The organism is Nocardia sp. NPDC001965 (assembly GCF_053594175.1).
On record NZ_JBSFDZ010000024.1, the window covers coordinates 1 to 15,954 of the forward strand.

Below are 15,954 nucleotides of genomic sequence, written 5' to 3' on the forward strand. Positions count from 1 at the left end.
GGCCCCGGCCCGGGCGCGGTCGTCGAGCGGATGCGGCCGAACGCGGACTGTGCCGAGTATCAGCCGACCCCGGCATCGGACACACACGTTCGCCCACACCCTTCCCCCTACCCCCTACCCCGGATGGTCGACCTCCCTGGTCGGGGCCCGCCCCGGTTCTGGAGCGACGGAGCGGGGGAGCGAAGCGGAGGAGCGCAGGAGTGAAGAACCGGGGTCACGAGGGCCCCGACCGCGCCGCCGGAGGCGGCGCAATTCAACACAGCATAGGCTGTTGCGCGGCTGTCGTAGCGGAGCGATGCGTGGTTCGGGTGTCGCAGTACAGGAGGGTGGCGGATGTCGGCTGGTGGAAGTAAGAGGGCGATTCTTGCCGCGTTGTCGGCGAACGCCGGGATCGCGGTGGCGAAGTTCGTGGGTGCCGCGATCACCGGGTCGGCGTCGATGCTGGCGGAGGGCGTGCACTCGGTCGCCGATACCGCCAATCAGGGTTTGTTGTTGTTCGGGCAGAATCGTGCCGACCAGCAGGCCGATGAGTTGCATCCGTTCGGGTACGGCCGGAGCCGCTATTTCTATTCGTTCGTGGTGGCGCTGGTGTTGTTCACCTTGGGTTCGGTGTATGCCCTGTACGAGGGGGTGCACAAGATCCAGCATCCCGAGGAGTTGAGTTCGCCGATCGTGGCCGTGGTGATCCTGGTGATCGCTATCGCGCTCGAGGGTTTCAGTTTCCGTACGGCGGTGAAGGAGTCGACGCCGTTGAAGGGGCGGGCGAGCTGGTGGCAGTTCATCCGCAATTCGCGGAGCCCCGAGTTGCCGGTGGTGTTGTTGGAGGACACCGGTGCGCTGATCGGTTTGATCTTCGCTCTCGGCGGTGTGGGTCTCACCATGTTGACCGGTGATCCGGTGTGGGACGGTGTGGGCACGCTGGCGATCGGTGGGTTGTTGGGGGTGATCGCGATCGTGTTGATCGTCGAGATGCAGAGTTTGCTGATCGGTGAGGGCGCGACCGCCGCGGAGGATGCGGCGATTCGCGAGAATCTGGTGGACGGGACCACTATCGACCGCCTGATCCATATCAAGACCCAGTATCTCGGACCCGAGGAGATGTTGGTGGCGGCCAAGGTGGCGGTGGCCCCGGGGTTGGATATCGAGGAGATCGCGGCGGGTATCGATGCGGCGGAGAGCCGGGTGCGCGCGGCCGTGCCGGCGGCGCGGATCATCTATCTGGAACCGGATCTGTATCGCGAGACCGCGCGCGAGTCCTAGGCGGCCGGGTTCGCGGTGAGCAGGGTGTGCGGGTCGGTGTGGTTGCCGAAGACGGTGCGCAGTGCGTGCCGGGCGGCGTGCACTCCGCTCATTCCGTGGACGCCGCCGCCGGGCGGGGTGGCCGAGGAGCACAGGTAGACGCCGGCCAGCCCGGTGCTGTACGGGTTCCAGCGCGGCACCGGCCGGAAAACAGTCTGGGTGAGGGTCATCGCGCCGGTGTTGATGTCGCCGCCGATGTAGTTGGCATTGTGGGCGGGCATTTCGGCGGCTGTCCGGACGTGTTTTCCGAGGATCAGGTCGCGGAAGCCCGGGGCGAATCGTTCGATCTGGGCGGTGACGAGTTCGCTGATGTCCCGGTCGGAGCCGTGTGGGACGTGGGCGTAGGTGTAGAGGGTGTGCCGGCCTTCGGGGGCGCGGGTCGGGTCGACGACACCGGGCTGAATGACCAGGGTGAAGGGCCGGTCGGTGTGTATTCCGGCGGCCACGGCGTGTTCGGCGGCCATCGCTTCGGCCCGGCTGCCGACCAGGTGCAGGGTTCCGGCTTCGGCGCAGCCCGGTGCCTGCCACGGCACCGGGCCCGCCAGCGCGAAGTCCACTTTGCAGGCGCCGCCGCCGTAGCGGTAGCGGTCGACCCGGCGGCGGTATCCGGCCGGGAGGCGGTCGCCGGTGATGCGGACGAGTTCGGTCGGTGCGGTATCGCAGAGGATCGCGCGGGCGGTCCGGAATTCTTCCGTTGAGTCGACCCGGTGGCCGGTGTGTATCCGGCCGCCGCGGCGTCGCAGATCGGCGGCCAGCGCGTCCACGATCGCCTGGCTGCCGCCGCGCGGCACCGGCCAGCCGCCCGCGTGCGCGAGGGTGGCCAACAGAAGTCCGGCGCCGACCGCCGGGAGGGCGCGCGGCGGGGTGATGACGTGTTCGGCGACTCCGGTGAACAGTGCGGGCGCCACGTTTCCGCGGAACCTCGTGTTCCACAGCGGGGATCCCTGTTCGAGCAGGCGCAGGCCGAATCGGATCGTGGCCGCGCCCATCGGTATGTGCCGCATATCGGACATGGCTGTCCGCACTACGTCCGGCCAGTCGCGGACCAGGGGGCCGAACAGCGATCGCCAGGCCTTTCCGTCGGCGCCGAGACCGTCCACTGTTCGGTCGAGGTCCCGCCAGGCCACTCCGGCCACGCCGCCGTCGAGCGGATGGGCATAGGAGGCTTCGGGAGTGAGTAGTTCGACCCCGTGGGCCGGGAGGTCGAAGGCCTGGAAGAACGGTGAGGCCCAGGCCATCGGATGTGCGCCCGCGCATTCGTCGTGCCGGAAACCGGGCAGGGTCGTCTCCGCGGTGCGGCAGCCGCCGCCCAGGGTTTCCGCAGCCTCGTACACCTCGACCTCGAGGCCCGCGGCGGCCATGGTCACCGCCGCCGCGAGGCCGTTGGGCCCGGAACCTACCACTACGACATCCGCCATCCCCCGATTCTGCCTCGCCGCGCGGATCAGGGTCGGACGGCCACCGCGTCCACCTCGAACAGCATGGTCGGCAGGGCCAGGGCGGCGACGCCGGTCAGGGTCTGGACCGGTGGCCGGTCGCCCCAGATCTCGGCGATCTTCGTGCCGAGGACGGCCAGTTTGTCCGTGTCGTGGTCGACGATATGGGTGCGCAGCTGGGCGATATCGGCGAAATCCAGTCCCACCGACCGCAGCGCAGTGCCGAGATTGGCGAATGCCCGGTCCACCTGGCCGGCGAAATCGCCGGTGGTGGTGGCACCGTGCGCGTCGGAATCGTTTTGTCCGGCCACGAAGACGAGCTCGCCGCTGGTGACGGCGATATGACTGTAGCCGAACGGAACCGGATTGTGCAGGGCCGGCGGGTTGCTGATGTCGATGGACATGCGGATCTCCTCGCGTTCGTGACTGTCGACAGAGATCCGACGAATCGGGCGCGACGACTGTGACATCGCCCGGCGATATCGCCCGCCGGATCAGCCGATGGGTGCCCCGGTCCGGGCGCGGGGACCGGTGTGTACGGGCAGCGTCTCGTAACCGTGCAGCGTGTAGAGCTGGCGGCGGCGCGGTACACCGCTGAGCCGGAGGTCGGGGAACTGTTCGAAGAGTGCGCGCAAGGCGTGGGCCGCCTCCATCCGGGCGAGGCTGGCACCGAGGCAGGCATGGATTCCGCTGCTGAATCCGAGATGCTCCTTGGCGTTGGGGCGGGTGATGTCGAATCGGGTGGGGTCGGGGAACATCGCCGGGTCGCGGTTCGCCCCGGACAGGGACAGCACCAGGGTCGCGCCCTCGCGCAATCGCCGGCCCGCAACTTCCACGTCGGCGTGCGCCAGCCGCGCGGTGGTCTGGACCGGGGGATCGAACCGCAGGATCTCCTCGACCGCGCCGGGCCACAGGTCCGGCTCGGCCTGGAGGCGGGCGAGCTGGTCGGGGTGTTCGAGCAGCAGCACGATGCCCTTGGAAATGAGGTTGACCGTCGTCTCGAAACCCGCGCCCATCAGCAGGGTCGCCGATGCGCAGAGTTCGTAGGTGGACAACTCGTCCTTACCGACCAGACTGCTGAGGATATCGTCGCCGGGCTCGGTGCGCAGCCGGTCGATATGGTCGAGCAGATAGTCCTGTACCGCTTCCGAGGAGCGCATGGCGCGTTCGTGGGCACTCCAGGAGATCCCGATATCCAGCAGCGGGCTGATGGCATCGCCCCAGCGCAGGAACATCTCTCGATCACGGTCGGGGAAGCCGAGCATCTCGGAGATGATGGCGATCGGCACCTGCGCAGCGAACCGGCTCACCAGATCCGCCGGGCCGTCCTCGGGCAGCGCGGCGAGCAGTTCCGCGGTGACCGTGACGACCCGGTCGCGCAGCCGTCCGATCGCGCGCGGAGTGAACGCCGCCGCGACCGGTTTACGCATCCTGGTGTGTTCGGGCTGGTCGAGCATCAGCATGGAAGGCGGATCGACCGGGTTGGCCGGGACCGGTCGCCGGGCCAGCGCCCGGCGCGCGAACCCCGGCAACCGGATCAGCATCGGCATGCCCACCCCGAACCGGTTGTCCCGCAACACCTCCCGGACAACCGCATGATCCATGGTGATCCAGAGTGGTCCGACGCGGTGCACGCCGCCCTCCCCGCGTAGTTCCTCGAGCAGCGGATACGGGTTCGCGATCCCCTCCGGGCCGCCGTTGAGGCGGGCGAACAGATCCCCCCGGCGCAACTGCGCCTTCTTCGCGACCCGGATCAATCCGTGCTGGTTCACCCAGCGGAACACGTATTCCGGCTTCATCCCACCCACTCCTGTCGTACCGACGGCGTCGTGCCCCGCGCTCCCGCCTGCTGTCCGGGCGCGCGTTCGGCGGCCGGTCGGCCCGGTCGTGTTCGACGGCCACCGGCGCCGGAGGACCACCGATACGAACGCTACGGAAACATCCGGCAGCCCGGGAACCTGCCGGAGTCGGAACCCGGGACCTACCGTGGTAGGAGGCGCGTCACAGGATGTGGGTGACCCGTTCGGTTTCCACCCGCCGTTCCCGCAGCGCGGGATCGGGCTCGGCCACCTGGACGAGCGAGGCGCCCGCGACGAGTACCGAGAGAAAACCGTCGATCAATTCGGCGGGTGTATCCCAGGTGGCGCTGGACAGCACCCGGTCGCCCTCGGCGAAACCCTGCCGGACAGCCGATTTCCGGGCCTCGGCGAGCACCGCGGACACCGGCATCCCGTCGAGGGCGGCGCCGGTGCCGCCGGGCAGGAACTGGTCGCCGTGCACCCGGACCGCGGTCGCGTAGTCGGTGACCCCGATCGGCAGATCACGGACCGGGCCGCCCATGGGGTCCAGCGAGAGCGCCGCCACTTCGGGCGCGTCCTCGGTTTCGGCCAGCCGGTCCGCGGCGGCGAACACGAGCTCCGCGTCGGGATCGGCGTGCAACACCACTTCGGTTCCGGCCCACCAGCAGCCGAGCAGAACCGCCGCGGTCTGCCAGTGCGCGGGGAGCAGCACCGCGACCCGCGCGCCCGGGGTGAGCCCGAACTCGTCCCGGATCAGATTGCCGGTCTTGGCGGCCCAGTTGGCCAGGGTCAGCCCGGACAGCTCGATCCGGGCGCCGGTCGCGTCGTCGTACCAGGTGACGCGGGGGCCTGCGGGGTCGCGTTCCAGAATCGGTTCGAGGACCGCTTCGGGGAGGGTCGTTGCCTGATCTATGTCACGCATCGTCTGCTTTCGGCGCTCAATTCACACAGGTGGGTCCGTCTTCGGCCGCCGCGATCGGCGGCGCGGGCGGCACCGGAGTGGCCGAGGTCGACGTACCGCCGAAATCGATCACGTCTCCGCTGCCGGATCCGGGGCCAGCGTAGTCGCTCGTCAGAACCACGTTCACCGCTCCCGTCGCTATCGACGGATCCGACACCACGGGAAGCCCGCCCAGCGCGGCCGCGACCGCCTTCCCGCCCGGATCCGACGCCGACGGGGCACGCACCTGACTCTGCGACACCGACGACCCACCGGAATAGTTACCCACGGAACCCTGGGTGTAACCGAGACCGCGAAGTTCCTGGGCGACGGCGTTCGCCAATCCGGCGACCGTGCTCGAGTTGTAGACCGATACCTCGACATTCTCCGGGTCGACATTCGGCGTGGTGGTCTCGGTCGCGGGCCGGTCGGCGGGTTCCTCCCCGACCAGTGCCGCGACATAGTCGTGCACTTCGTCACGGTCGACGCGGACCACCGATTCACCGTTGGAGGTGGTGCCGTTGAGATCGGCGACCGGAACGGTCTCGAAGGTGACCTCACCGGCGGCGAGGTCCTGGAGCTGGGTGAGGAAGCCGAGCAGATCCCAGCCCTCGTCGAGAACCACGGTGCGCCCCACCGCATCGCTGAGTTCCCGCAACCGGCTCGGATTGCTCAGGGTGTCGGCGCTGACCACCTGGTGCACCAGCTGGGCCATGAACACCTGCTGGCGCACGATACGGTCCAGGTCGCCGCGTTCGAGATTGTGCCGTTGCCGCACGAAACTCAGTGCCTGCGGGCCGTCGAGTTTCTGCCGGCCGCCCGGAAAATAGGCTCCCGACATCGGTTCGTCGACCGCATGGCGCAGGCAGACGTCGACGCCGCCGACCGCGTCGGTGAGCAGGACGAACCCGAGCAGGCTCACTTCGGCGTAGTGGTCGACGGTGATACCGGTGAGCCCGGCCACCGATTCGATCAACGCCTGCCGTCCGCGTTGGGTCGACTGTGCTTCGGCGTCGTCCGCCGATACCCCCTCGGCCAGCAGATCATCCTGCACGGTCTGTTTTGTCACCCCATAAGCGGAATTGATCTTGCCCTTGCCCAGGCCCGGGATATCCACGTAGGCGTCCCGTGGAATCGAGATCGCCGTCGCCGACCGCCCGTCGTTCGGTACCCGGACCAACACGATGGTGTCGGTATTGGTACCTATCTCGTCACCGGCGTGCAGCATGGCCCGCTCCGCGTCGCTGAGCGGATTGCCCTTCGCGTCGGTCCGGGAATCCACCCCCACCAGCAGGATGTCCACCGCCCCGTCGGTGTGCCCACCCAGGCCCAGATCGCTGATCCGCTCGATATTCGAAACCAGCGAATCCACACCGCGCCAGGCGAACCCGGTCGCGACCAGCACAATCAGAGCAACCGATGCGACCAGGACCCGCACCGGACTCCACAACGTCGGCTCCCCACGCTGCACCACCTTGGACTTCCTCTCCCCTTGTCGGTGGCTCGGTCGAGGACCCCGACCCACGTCGCGTATGCCGTCGAAACACCTTCCGCACCACGCAGGCTAACCAACAGCAGCCCGGGTGACCCCGATTCGGCGGCCGACGGCGTGCCAGACTGGGCCGGTGAGCGCCGCCGTACCCGCCGGATCCGAAACCGCCGACCGCATCCTCGTCACCGGGGCGGGTGGCCAGGTGGGTGCCGAGCTCCTCCGGCTGATACCCGCTGTCCGCGCTTTCACCCGGTCCGAGCTCGACATCACCGATCCGACGGCAGTGGAATCAGTCGTCCGACCGGGCGATACCGTCCTCAATTGTGCCGCGTTCACCGCGGTCGATCGGGCCGAATCCGAACCCGCGGCCGCATTCGCCGCGAACGAGACCGGCCCCGCGGTATTGGCGGCGGCCTGTGCCCGCGCCGGCGCCCGGCTCGTCCACCTGTCCACCGACTATGTATTCCCCGGGACCGCGACCGCCCCGTACGAACCGGCCGATCCCACCGGCCCGGCCACGGTGTACGGCCGCTCCAAACTCGCCGGCGAACGCGCGGTACGCGAACTCTGCCCGCAGGCCCATATCGTCCGGACGGCCTGGGTGTACTCCGGAACCGGCGGCGATTTCGTGGCCACCATGCGCCGGCTCGAACGGGAGCGCGACACCGTATCGGTGGTGAACGACCAGATCGGCTCCCCCACCTTCGCCGCCGATCTGGCCGCCGGACTGCTCGAACTGGCGGCGAACCCCGCGGCGCCCGGTGTGCTGCACGCTACGAACGCCGGACAGGCCAGCTGGTTCGAGCTGGCCCGCGCGGTCTTCGCCGGAATCGGCGCCGATCCCGAGCGGGTCCGGCCCTGCACCACCGCGGAATTCCCCCGGCCCGCCCCCCGGCCCGCGTACTCGGTCCTGTCCGCCACCGCCTGGCGGGAGGCCGGACTGACACCATTGCGCCCGTGGGAATCCGCGCTGACCGAGGCACTCACCCGGGCCGCCCATTAGGGTGGTGCGCTGTGAGCGCTTCCGATAACCCGCACGACCGCCCACGTCTGGCCGTGGTCACGGTCACCTATTCGCCGGGCGAACATCTCGAGCATTTCATCAGCACCCTGACAACGGCCACGGCGGAGAAGCCGCAGGTCATTCTGGCCGACAACGGCTCCACCGACGGCGTCCCCGAACTAGTGGCCGACGCGAACGCCCATGTGCGCTTCCTACCGACCGGCGGCAACATCGGATACGGCGGCGCCATCAACCGGGCAGTCGCCGAACTCGACCCCGATCTGGAATACGTACTGATCGCCAACCCGGATATCCGCTGGGGCAACGATTCCATCGACATCATGCTCGAGGCCGCCCAGCGCTGGCCCCGGGCCGGCGCGATCGGGCCGATGGTCCTCGAACCCGACGGCAGCGTCTATCCGTCCGCGCGGTCGGTGCCCGGCATCCTCGACGGCGCGGGTCACGCGATACTCGGCGCCGTCTGGAAGACCAACCCGTGGACCCGCCGCTACCGCCAGGAGAACGAGGAGATCTCCGAGCGCACCGTCGGCTGGCTGTCCGGTTCCTGCCTGCTGGTGCGGCGCGCGGCCTTCGACTCGATCGAGGGGTTCGACTCCCGCTACTTCATGTACATGGAAGATGTCGACTTCGGCGACCGGATGGGCCGGGCCGGCTGGCACAACGTTTTCGTGCCCGGCGCCGAGGTCACCCACGCCAAAGGGCACGCGGCCGGCCGCCATCCCGAGACGATGCTGCCCGCCCACCACGCCAGCGCCTACCGCTTCCAGGCCGACCGCCATCCGCACTGGTGGCAGGCCCCGCTGCGCTGGGCGCTGAAGGCCGGACTTGCGGTGCGCTGCCGGATTGCGGTTCGATCCGCTCTGCGTGCACGGGAGCGGGAGCAGGCCGGATAGACAACTCACCGCTAGCGTGCCGGGTCGATGGTCGATTTGGAACAAGGGAGCTCCATGGCATCACAAGCAGGCGCGGACGCGGTGATTCTGGTCGGCGGTAAGGGGACGCGGCTGCGGCCGCTGACCCTGTCGGCGCCCAAACCGATGCTCCCGACGGCCGGGGTACCGTTCCTGACCCATCTGCTGACCCGGATCGCGAGCGCCGGACTCACCCACGTGGTGCTGGGTACCTCCTACAAGGCAGAGGTCTTCGAGGAGCATTTCGGCGACGGTGCCGAATTCGGTCTGGAGCTGGAATACGTCACCGAGACCGAACCGCTGGGCACCGGCGGCGGTATCCGCAATGTGCTACCCCGGCTCACCGCCGACAACGTCATGGTGTTCAACGGTGACGTCCTCGGCGGTACCGATCTGCGGTCCATCCTGGAAACCCACGAGAAGACCGAGGCCGACGTCACCCTGCACCTGGTGCGGGTCAGCGATCCGCGGGCTTTCGGCTGCGTTCCCACCGACGCCGACGGCCGGGTCACGGCCTTTCTCGAGAAGACCCAGGACCCACCGACCGACCAGATCAACGCCGGTTGTTACGTCTTCCGGCGCGAGTACATCGAGAAGATCCCGGCCGGACGGCCGGTATCGGTGGAACGCGAAGTGTTCCCAGCCCTGCTGACCGAAGGAGCCCGCGTCCAAGGCCACGTCGACACCTCCTACTGGCGGGATATGGGCACCCCGGAGGACTTCGTCCGCGGCTCCGCCGATCTCGTCCGCGGTATCGCCCCCTCCCCCGCGCTCCCCGGTCAGCGTGGGGAATCCCTCGTCCACGAGGGCGCCGGTATCGCCCCCGGAGCGCTGCTCATCGGCGGTACCGTCGTCGGCCGCGGCGCGGAAGTGGGCGCGGGTGCCCGGCTCGACGGCGCCATCCTGTTCGACGGCGCCAAAGTGGAAGCCGGAGCCACGGTCGAACGCTCCATCGTCGGCTTCGGCGCCCGCATCGGCCCCCGCGCCCTGGTCCGCGACGGCGTGATCGGCGACGGTGCCAGCGTGGGTGCCCGCTGCGAACTGCTCCGCGGAGCCCGGGTGTGGCCGGGCGTGGAGATCCCCGACGGCGGCATCCGCTTCTCGACCGACGTCTAGATTCGCGGGTCGAGGCCCCGGGATCCCGCCGGTCATCGCCGCGCGGCACCACCCCGAGCGCCTCCGGCTCAGGCGAACCCGACCGCCCGCTCGCCCCAGGCGGTGAGCAGGTCACCCTCCGGGTCCGGCACCACGCGGTCGATCGTGTCGATCAGCAGCGTTTCCCGGGATTCCGGGTGATAGGGCGGCCAATGTTTGGAGCCGTCCAGCGCCGCCGGTACACCGTGTGCGGCGAAGGCCAGCCAGCGGCGCATCATCCGGCCCGAGACCTCGGCGGCCTGTTTACGGCCGCCGAGCCAGAAGGTGGGGTCGTGGTCGAAGGTGCCGAAGTTGCCGAATACGTACGGCAGTTCGGTGGCGTGACCGGCACCGACGCGGGCCGCCCGCAGCATCGGGGTGGCGTGGTCGAATCGGTACATCCAGGTGCGTGAGTGTTGCGCGTGGCCGTCGGCGACCCAGAGCGCGGGCATGCGGAACGCGGCGTCGGTGGACATGGCCAGCGCTCCGCGCGGTTTGGCCAGGTCGGGATACACCGAGGTGATCTCGGCGAGCCGCTCGGCCGACAGACCTGGATGCCCGGCCTGCACCTGCTCGAGCATCGTATTCACCGCTTCCGGGGTGACCGGCATGATCGGTGACCGGAACAGGCGGAACAGCGAGGCCTCGTCCTTGTTGGTACCGATGATGAGCGGTACCCGGTGCGATCGGCCGTCCCGGAAGCGGTCGGTCGGGTAGCCGGGCAGCAGATCCTCGTCCACCACCGGCGCCGCGGCCAGCGTCCCCGGGGCCTGCAACGGGATCTCGTCGATCAGGACGGCCGCGGCCCGGACGATCCGGTCGAGTGGGCATTCGAGCAGTTCGCCGATACGAGCGCGGGGCAGATCCATCAGTTGACGAAACCGTTCGGCCACGCCGGCCGCACGATCCCGCCCGTACACGGTGGTCGCGGGCGGACTCTGCGCGATGGCCCGCTGGAACAGGCCCGCGGCCCGTGGCGCGGTGAGCAGCGCGGTGACGCAACCGGCCCCGGAGGACTCACCGAAGAGGGTCACATTGCCCGGGTCGCCGCCGAAGGCGCCGATATTGTCCCGCACCCATTCCAGCGCGGCGAGCTGATCGAGGAGGCCCAGGTTGGGGACGAACTCGTCGGACAGCGACGACAGATCCAGGAATCCGAACGCACCCACCCGGTAGTTCACCGTGACCACCACCACGTCGCCGGATTCGGCCAGGTGGCGGCCGTCGTAGACGGCTTGGGCGGCCGAACCCAGGCAGTACGCGCCGCCGTGCAACCACACCAGCACCGGTCGGGGTTCCGCGACCGCCGTGGCCGGTGCCCAGACATTGAGCCACAGACAGTCCTCGCCCATGGCCAGCGATCGATCCATGGGCACGGTGTTGGCCATGTCCTGCGGTGCGATCTGCCCCGGCACCACGCAGTCGCGCACCCCGTCCCAGTTCATCGGCGGTCGCGGCGGGCGGAACCGGCGTGGACCGGCGGGTGCGGCGGCATAGGGGACACCACGCCAGACCGATACCGCGCCCTCCCGGGTGCCGCGGACCGTACCGAACTCGGTCCGCGCCACCGGGGCGCCCTCGTCGCCCACCGCAGGCGTCACCTCGAAGCACTGGACGTTCATCACAGACCTCCTCTACCTGTGCATTCGAGGGTACGACCGAAGTGGTTACACTTCGGTTTCGAAAATGTCGCGTTGCTCCGCGAATACGGGCCGACCGACGGCCCTAGAATTCGGCCATGCCGAGTTATGAATTCCGCTGCCGCAGCTGCGGCGATACCTTCGAGGTCAACCGTCCGATGGCGGAGGCCTCGGATCCGGCGAACTGTCCGCACGGTCACGACGACACGGTCAAACTGCTGACCACCTTCGCCACCACCGGCCGCGCGGCCGCTCCGGCCGTATCCGCGCCCGCCGCACCGGCGGGTGGGTGCTGCGGCGGCGGTTGCTGCGCCTGATTCCGGCGCCGGGCCGGGTTCGGGAGGGCCGGCCGCCGGGTATCGACCGCGGCTCTCTCGCTGATCACTGCTCCGGCCCTGCCCACCGGTCATCCCGGGGTGCCGGGGTCCACGTTCGCTCGGCCGCGATCTAGATGACCGAGGTCGCGCGCCGGGTCGATCCGGTCGCGGACCCGCTGTTTGAGGACGGCGATATCCGGGAATCCACCGTCGGCTTTTCGCTCCCACACCTGCACCTCGTCGACCGTGATCCGGAAGACACCGCCGTCGCCGGGGATCAACGCGACTTCGCCGATATCGGTGGTGAAGGTGCTCAGGAGTTCCTGAGCCATCCAGCTCGCACGCAGCAGCCAGCGGCACTGTGTGCAGTATTCGATGGCTACCCGCGGCATACCGGGCACACTACCGGCGGCCGGGACCCGCGGCCGGGTGACCGCGACGGCGCGGACTCACCATCGATCGATCTCGCCGTCGAGGTACTGCCAGAATCCGTCGACCCGAAGAAACCTGCTGATCTCGTGCAACCGGCCGCGACCACTCCGATCACGATAGTGAGCGGTGAATTCGACGGTCCCCGAATCGTCGAACGGGCCACCTCCCGCCGTGTCCAGGATCTCCACGAAGAGCCAGCGGCGGTCGGGATCGAGTTCGAGTTCGCCGGGCCGGGTCGTGGCATGCCAGGAACGCCGCAGGTAACCGGTATCGCCGAGAGCGAAAGCGGTGAACCGGGACCGCATCAGCGCTTCGGCGCTGGGTGCCGGACGACCGGCCAGCAGCGGGCCACAGCATTCGCCGAAGGTATCGCCGCGACGGCAGGGGCACGGCTTCGTATCGTCCACACCCCGATTCTCCCCCCGCGCCATCGGATCGCGCCGCCCGGCAGCGCCGGTCACCCGGGAACAGCGCCCAGTTCCGCGGCTATCCGGGCGGTCTCTTCGCGCCAGCGGCACAACTCGGTGACACCCGGCGCGAGTTCGTAGTCGTGATGATGGGTGGCATGGGACAGCGCGGTCCACAGCGTGGCGATGCGGGCCGCGGTGAACGGATCGGTGACCACCCGTAGCGCCAGGAGCTGGGCCCGCATCGGACAGCGCGCCAGATCCGGTTCGGTTCGTGACCACAGATCGTCCACGGCCTGCTCGAGCGCGATCCGCAGGATCCACGCCGTCGCCCGCGACCAGACGCCGCCGGCGGCGGGCACCGAACCGTCGAGGAGCCGGTCGGCCGCCGCCAGCCGCTCACCGATACTCGGACGCGATATCGCCGCATCGGCCGGACGCGACTGCTCACGGCCGGGACGGTTCCGCCCGCTGCCGCGCCGCCCCGCCCCGTCGGATCGACGTGCGTTCACCGGGCCAGCCACTCGGCGAACCGTTCGGTGTCCGCGATGAGTTCGGCGAGATCGCGGTCGATCGGCACATGGGCCCCGGCCGTCGCGTCCCGCACGACCTCGACCGCCCACCGGCCCTCTCTGGCGAGCTGTTTGTTCAGGTCCTCGATCCTGTGCCCGGGCCCCAGCACCGCGAGAGTGACCATGGCCCGGGTGGATTGGGCCCGGTCGATACGTCGCTGCACCTCGCGATGATCCATACCGCCGGCCAGCAACACCCGTTTGGCACGCGCCAGGCTCGCCGCCTCGAGGGCGGAACGGCAGCAGGTCGCGACCAGTTCGTCGGCGATGGTGCGGGGCAGTTGCGGGGTGCGCAGCAGGGCGCGGGCGTCGTCGAGGTAGCGGTGCACGGGGTCGCCGGCGGGGCGGATCTCCACCACGGACCGTTCCCGCCGTTGTACTTCGATGATCCGGGCGTCGATCTGCATCCGCCGCACCGCTTCGGCCAGCCGGTCGTCGTGAGTGAAGACCACCACCTGCCGTTCCCAGGCGACGGTCGCCAGGACCCGGGCCAGGCCGTCCACTTTGGCGGGATCCATGGCCTGGACCGGATCGTCGATCACCACGAACCGGAACGGGCTGGCCGCGACCGTGGCGCGCGGCAGGAACAGCGCCAATCCCAGCGCGTGCAGCTCACCCTGGCTCATCACGCCGAGCGCGGCGCCGTCCACTTCGTCGACAGTCACCTCCAGATGCACCCGGCGGGCGCTGTTGGCATTGCCCTGAAGGTGGATTCCGCCGAGTTCGACGCTGCTCTGCTGGCGAAGGGTCTGCCACACCCAACGCGCGGTACCGGCCAGCGGGGCCAGCCGTTCGTCGCGTACTCGCGCGGTCGCCGATTTGAGCCACTCCTCGGCCGCCCGGGTGGTCTGCAGCTCCGCGGCCTGCGCGGTGACGGTGCGGGTGAGTTCGAGCCAGTCCCGCAGCCGCGGCACGAACGGCGCCCATGCCTCGTCGAGCCGGTCGAGTTCCTTGCCGGCGCAGTGCCGAGCGAAACCCAGCTCCGCACACAGCCGTCCGTGCACGGTCCGCAGCAGTGCGGGCAGTGCGTCGATGTCCGGGGATTCGGGCAGGCCCACCCAGCGCGCCCAGGTCGCGCGCAGGCCTGCCGTATCGAGTCCGGCAGTTCGGGCCGCGGTGGCCAGTTCCGGTGGCAGATCCCCGGTGGACACCCGCAGCTCGGCGAGCGCTGCCGTGAGTTCGGCGCGGGCCCGCGCCAGTTCCGCGGTACGCACCGACAGACCGTCGACGGCGGCCGCGGTGTCGAGCAGCCACTGCCGATCCAGGGTGCCGTGGCCGCACACCGGGCAGAGCGCGATGTCGTGACCGGCGGAGGCGGGGCGGTCCGGGGTCCGGTCGGCGGGCACAACGGGACCGGCGGGCTGCTCCCGATCCGCGGTTTGGGCGAGACGGGTGTGTTCGACGGCGTGCGCGTGGGCGGCCCGCAGCAACTCCAGTATCCGCAGATCGGCTACCACATCAGGGGCCGTCGCGGCGGCGACGGCGGCCACTGCGGCGGAGATCCGCTCGGCCAGCGCTTCGATCCGGGCCGCGGCGGGCAGTTCCAGGGCCAGTACCGCGCGTAATGCTTCCGGCTCCGGCCCCGCGGCGGTATCGGCAACCAACTCCGTGAGTTCGGCGATATCGGCTACCGGTTCGCGCAGCAGCGCACCGGCGCGCAGCGCACGACGGTCGGTGACCTCGGCGAGTTCGGACAGCAGGGCCTGCCGTTCCCGCCGCGCTGTCCGGGCCGCGCGCTCCAGATCCAGCCGGCGGCCCCGGATCCGCTCGTGCGCGGCGATGAGTTCGTCCAGGCCGAGCAACTGGTGCAGGGCGTCGAAGAGTTCGCTGGGCTTGCCGTCGACGAGCGCGCCGAGCTCGCTGTAGGAGAGGAACGGCCGGTACAACTCCATCGGGACCGCCCACTCGCCTGCGGCGAATGCCCGCTGCGGACCGTTCCCGCGACGCTGGGTCCAGATTCCGCCCGAGAGCGGCTCGTCGGCATCCCACTCCCGGGTGACGGTGAGACCGGACTCCGGACCGTCGGTGCGCATTTCCAGCTCCACCCGCACAGGCCCGGACCGGTGCAGATTGCGCCAGCCCTCGCGCCAGGTGACCGAGCGGCCGTCCCAGCGGCGGTTACCTCCGGTCAGCGCCAATTCCGCGGCCTCGGCGAAGCTCGATTTCCCACTGCCGTTGCGACCGGTGACCAGGGTGAGGCCCGGCCCGGGGGGCAGTTCGAGGGTGGTTTCGGGCCCGATACCCCGGAAGCCGCGCACTCGGACCGCGTTCAGGAAGACCCCGTCGAGTCCGGGATCCGCTACATCGGCGCGGGATCCGGACGCCGGTTCGAGCGCCGCGCGGATCACGGCCGCCACTTCGCCGGCCAGCACCGGATCGGTATCGATCCGGTGCGCGATCAATTCGGTGAGCCGGAACGATATTTCCCCGGATTCCTCACGCCCAGGCTTCACGAAAGTTCTCCACCCCCTCGAGGCCACACTCCTGCCGAGCCCCCGTGTGTGGTCGTACGGTCGAAAGCTGTGCGAAATGCTAGCCGATAGCGGCCGAT

15 protein-coding genes are annotated in these 15,954 nt (G+C 69.5%); 5 read left to right on the forward strand and 10 right to left on the reverse strand.

Annotated elements, in window-relative coordinates; genetic code table 11:
• Positions 1–333: 333 nt before the first annotated feature.
• Positions 334–1,260: a cation diffusion facilitator family transporter gene (locus ACWCPQ_RS26140; RefSeq protein WP_449903463.1), complete on the forward strand. Its 927-nt coding sequence runs from the start codon at positions 334–336 to the stop codon at positions 1,258–1,260.
• Here the strand turns inward: ACWCPQ_RS26140 and ACWCPQ_RS26145 are convergent.
• The 5 genes from ACWCPQ_RS26145 to ACWCPQ_RS26165 all read right to left on the reverse strand — a co-directional run bounded on the left by ACWCPQ_RS26145 (position 1,257) and on the right by ACWCPQ_RS26165 (position 6,948).
• Positions 1,257–2,717, reverse strand: a complete 1,461-nt coding sequence (locus ACWCPQ_RS26145) for a phytoene desaturase family protein (RefSeq protein WP_449903465.1) — start codon at positions 2,715–2,717, stop codon at positions 1,257–1,259. The genes ACWCPQ_RS26140 and ACWCPQ_RS26145 overlap by 4 nt on opposite strands.
• A gap of 26 nt (positions 2,718–2,743) precedes the next feature.
• Positions 2,744–3,139, reverse strand: a complete 396-nt coding sequence (locus ACWCPQ_RS26150; protein WP_449903467.1) for a RidA family protein — start codon at positions 3,137–3,139, stop codon at positions 2,744–2,746.
• A 90-nt stretch (positions 3,140–3,229) separates the two neighbouring features.
• Complete coding sequence (locus ACWCPQ_RS26155) at positions 3,230–4,534, reverse strand: cytochrome P450 (protein ID WP_449903470.1); 1,305 nt, start codon at positions 4,532–4,534, stop codon at positions 3,230–3,232.
• A 202-nt stretch (positions 4,535–4,736) separates the two neighbouring features.
• A complete protein-coding gene (locus ACWCPQ_RS26160; protein WP_449903472.1) occupies positions 4,737–5,456 on the reverse strand; it encodes a TIGR03089 family protein in 720 nt (239 codons plus the stop codon).
• A 16-nt stretch (positions 5,457–5,472) separates the two neighbouring features.
• Positions 5,473–6,948 (reverse strand): LCP family protein, encoded by a 1,476-nt coding sequence (locus tag ACWCPQ_RS26165; RefSeq protein WP_449903474.1) that lies wholly within the window; start codon positions 6,946–6,948, stop codon positions 5,473–5,475.
• Between the two features lie 151 nt (positions 6,949–7,099).
• Here ACWCPQ_RS26165 and rfbD point away from each other — a divergent pair, with 151 nt between their 5' ends.
• The 3 genes from rfbD to ACWCPQ_RS26180 are packed head-to-tail and all read left to right on the forward strand — an operon-like array spanning position 7,100 to position 10,017.
• Entirely contained in the window at positions 7,100–7,969 is an 870-nt protein-coding gene (gene rfbD / locus ACWCPQ_RS26170; protein ID WP_449903476.1) for a dTDP-4-dehydrorhamnose reductase, read from the forward strand.
• A gap of 11 nt (positions 7,970–7,980) precedes the next feature.
• Entirely contained in the window at positions 7,981–8,883 is a 903-nt protein-coding gene (locus tag ACWCPQ_RS26175) for a glycosyltransferase family 2 protein (RefSeq protein WP_449903478.1), read from the forward strand.
• 54 nt (positions 8,884–8,937) lie between these two features.
• The gene (locus ACWCPQ_RS26180) at positions 8,938–10,017 is read left to right on the forward strand and encodes a sugar phosphate nucleotidyltransferase (RefSeq protein ID WP_449903479.1); all 1,080 of its coding nucleotides are present in this window, start codon (positions 8,938–8,940) and stop codon (positions 10,015–10,017) included.
• A gap of 68 nt (positions 10,018–10,085) precedes the next feature.
• On the opposite strand, the gene ACWCPQ_RS26185 is transcribed toward ACWCPQ_RS26180, so the two are convergent.
• Positions 10,086–11,657 carry a carboxylesterase/lipase family protein gene (locus ACWCPQ_RS26185; protein ID WP_449903482.1) on the reverse strand — a complete coding sequence of 524 codons (1,572 nt, stop codon included), beginning with the start codon at positions 11,655–11,657 and terminating at the stop codon, positions 10,086–10,088.
• Between the two features lie 116 nt (positions 11,658–11,773).
• Here ACWCPQ_RS26185 and ACWCPQ_RS26190 point away from each other — a divergent pair, with 116 nt between their 5' ends.
• Positions 11,774–11,992 (forward strand): FmdB family zinc ribbon protein, encoded by a 219-nt coding sequence (locus ACWCPQ_RS26190; protein WP_449903485.1) that lies wholly within the window; start codon positions 11,774–11,776, stop codon positions 11,990–11,992.
• An 89-nt stretch (positions 11,993–12,081) separates the two neighbouring features.
• Here ACWCPQ_RS26190 and ACWCPQ_RS26195 read toward each other — a convergent pair whose 3' ends face one another.
• Genes ACWCPQ_RS26195 through ACWCPQ_RS26210 form a run of 4 tightly spaced genes read right to left on the reverse strand, consistent with a single transcriptional unit; the run spans position 12,082 to position 15,856 of the window.
• Positions 12,082–12,384, reverse strand: a complete 303-nt coding sequence (locus tag ACWCPQ_RS26195) for a SelT/SelW/SelH family protein (RefSeq protein ID WP_449903487.1) — start codon at positions 12,382–12,384, stop codon at positions 12,082–12,084.
• Positions 12,385–12,441: 57 nt separating this feature from the next.
• On the reverse strand, positions 12,442–12,855 hold the full coding sequence (locus ACWCPQ_RS26200; RefSeq protein WP_449903630.1) for a YchJ family protein: 414 nt from the start codon (positions 12,853–12,855) through the stop codon (positions 12,442–12,444).
• A gap of 26 nt (positions 12,856–12,881) precedes the next feature.
• Positions 12,882–13,343, reverse strand: coding sequence for a hypothetical protein (locus tag ACWCPQ_RS26205; protein ID WP_449903489.1), 462 nt, complete (start codon positions 13,341–13,343; stop codon positions 12,882–12,884).
• Positions 13,340–15,856 (reverse strand): AAA family ATPase, encoded by a 2,517-nt coding sequence (locus ACWCPQ_RS26210; protein ID WP_449903491.1) that lies wholly within the window; start codon positions 15,854–15,856, stop codon positions 13,340–13,342. Before ACWCPQ_RS26210 ends, ACWCPQ_RS26205 begins: the two co-directional genes overlap by 4 nt.
• Between the last annotated feature and the right edge of the window lie 98 nt (positions 15,857–15,954).

Coding starts and splice junctions, on each gene's coding strand:
- ACWCPQ_RS26180 (WP_449903479.1), top strand. CDS start 8,938: ATGGCATCACAAGCAGGCGCGGACGCGGTGATTCTGGTCGGCGGTAAG.
- ACWCPQ_RS26200 (WP_449903630.1), bottom strand. CDS start 12,855: ATGGCGCGGGGGGAGAATCGGGGTGTGGACGATACGAAGCCGTGCCCC.
- ACWCPQ_RS26185 (WP_449903482.1), bottom strand. CDS start 11,657: ATGAACGTCCAGTGCTTCGAGGTGACGCCTGCGGTGGGCGACGAGGGC.
- ACWCPQ_RS26190 (WP_449903485.1), top strand. CDS start 11,774: ATGCCGAGTTATGAATTCCGCTGCCGCAGCTGCGGCGATACCTTCGAG.
- ACWCPQ_RS26150 (WP_449903467.1), bottom strand. CDS start 3,139: ATGTCCATCGACATCAGCAACCCGCCGGCCCTGCACAATCCGGTTCCG.
- ACWCPQ_RS26155 (WP_449903470.1), bottom strand. CDS start 4,534: ATGAAGCCGGAATACGTGTTCCGCTGGGTGAACCAGCACGGATTGATC.
- ACWCPQ_RS26195 (WP_449903487.1), bottom strand. CDS start 12,384: ATGCCGCGGGTAGCCATCGAATACTGCACACAGTGCCGCTGGCTGCTG.
- ACWCPQ_RS26160 (WP_449903472.1), bottom strand. CDS start 5,456: ATGCGTGACATAGATCAGGCAACGACCCTCCCCGAAGCGGTCCTCGAA.
- ACWCPQ_RS26145 (WP_449903465.1), bottom strand. CDS start 2,717: ATGGCGGATGTCGTAGTGGTAGGTTCCGGGCCCAACGGCCTCGCGGCG.
- ACWCPQ_RS26140 (WP_449903463.1), top strand. CDS start 334: ATGTCGGCTGGTGGAAGTAAGAGGGCGATTCTTGCCGCGTTGTCGGCG.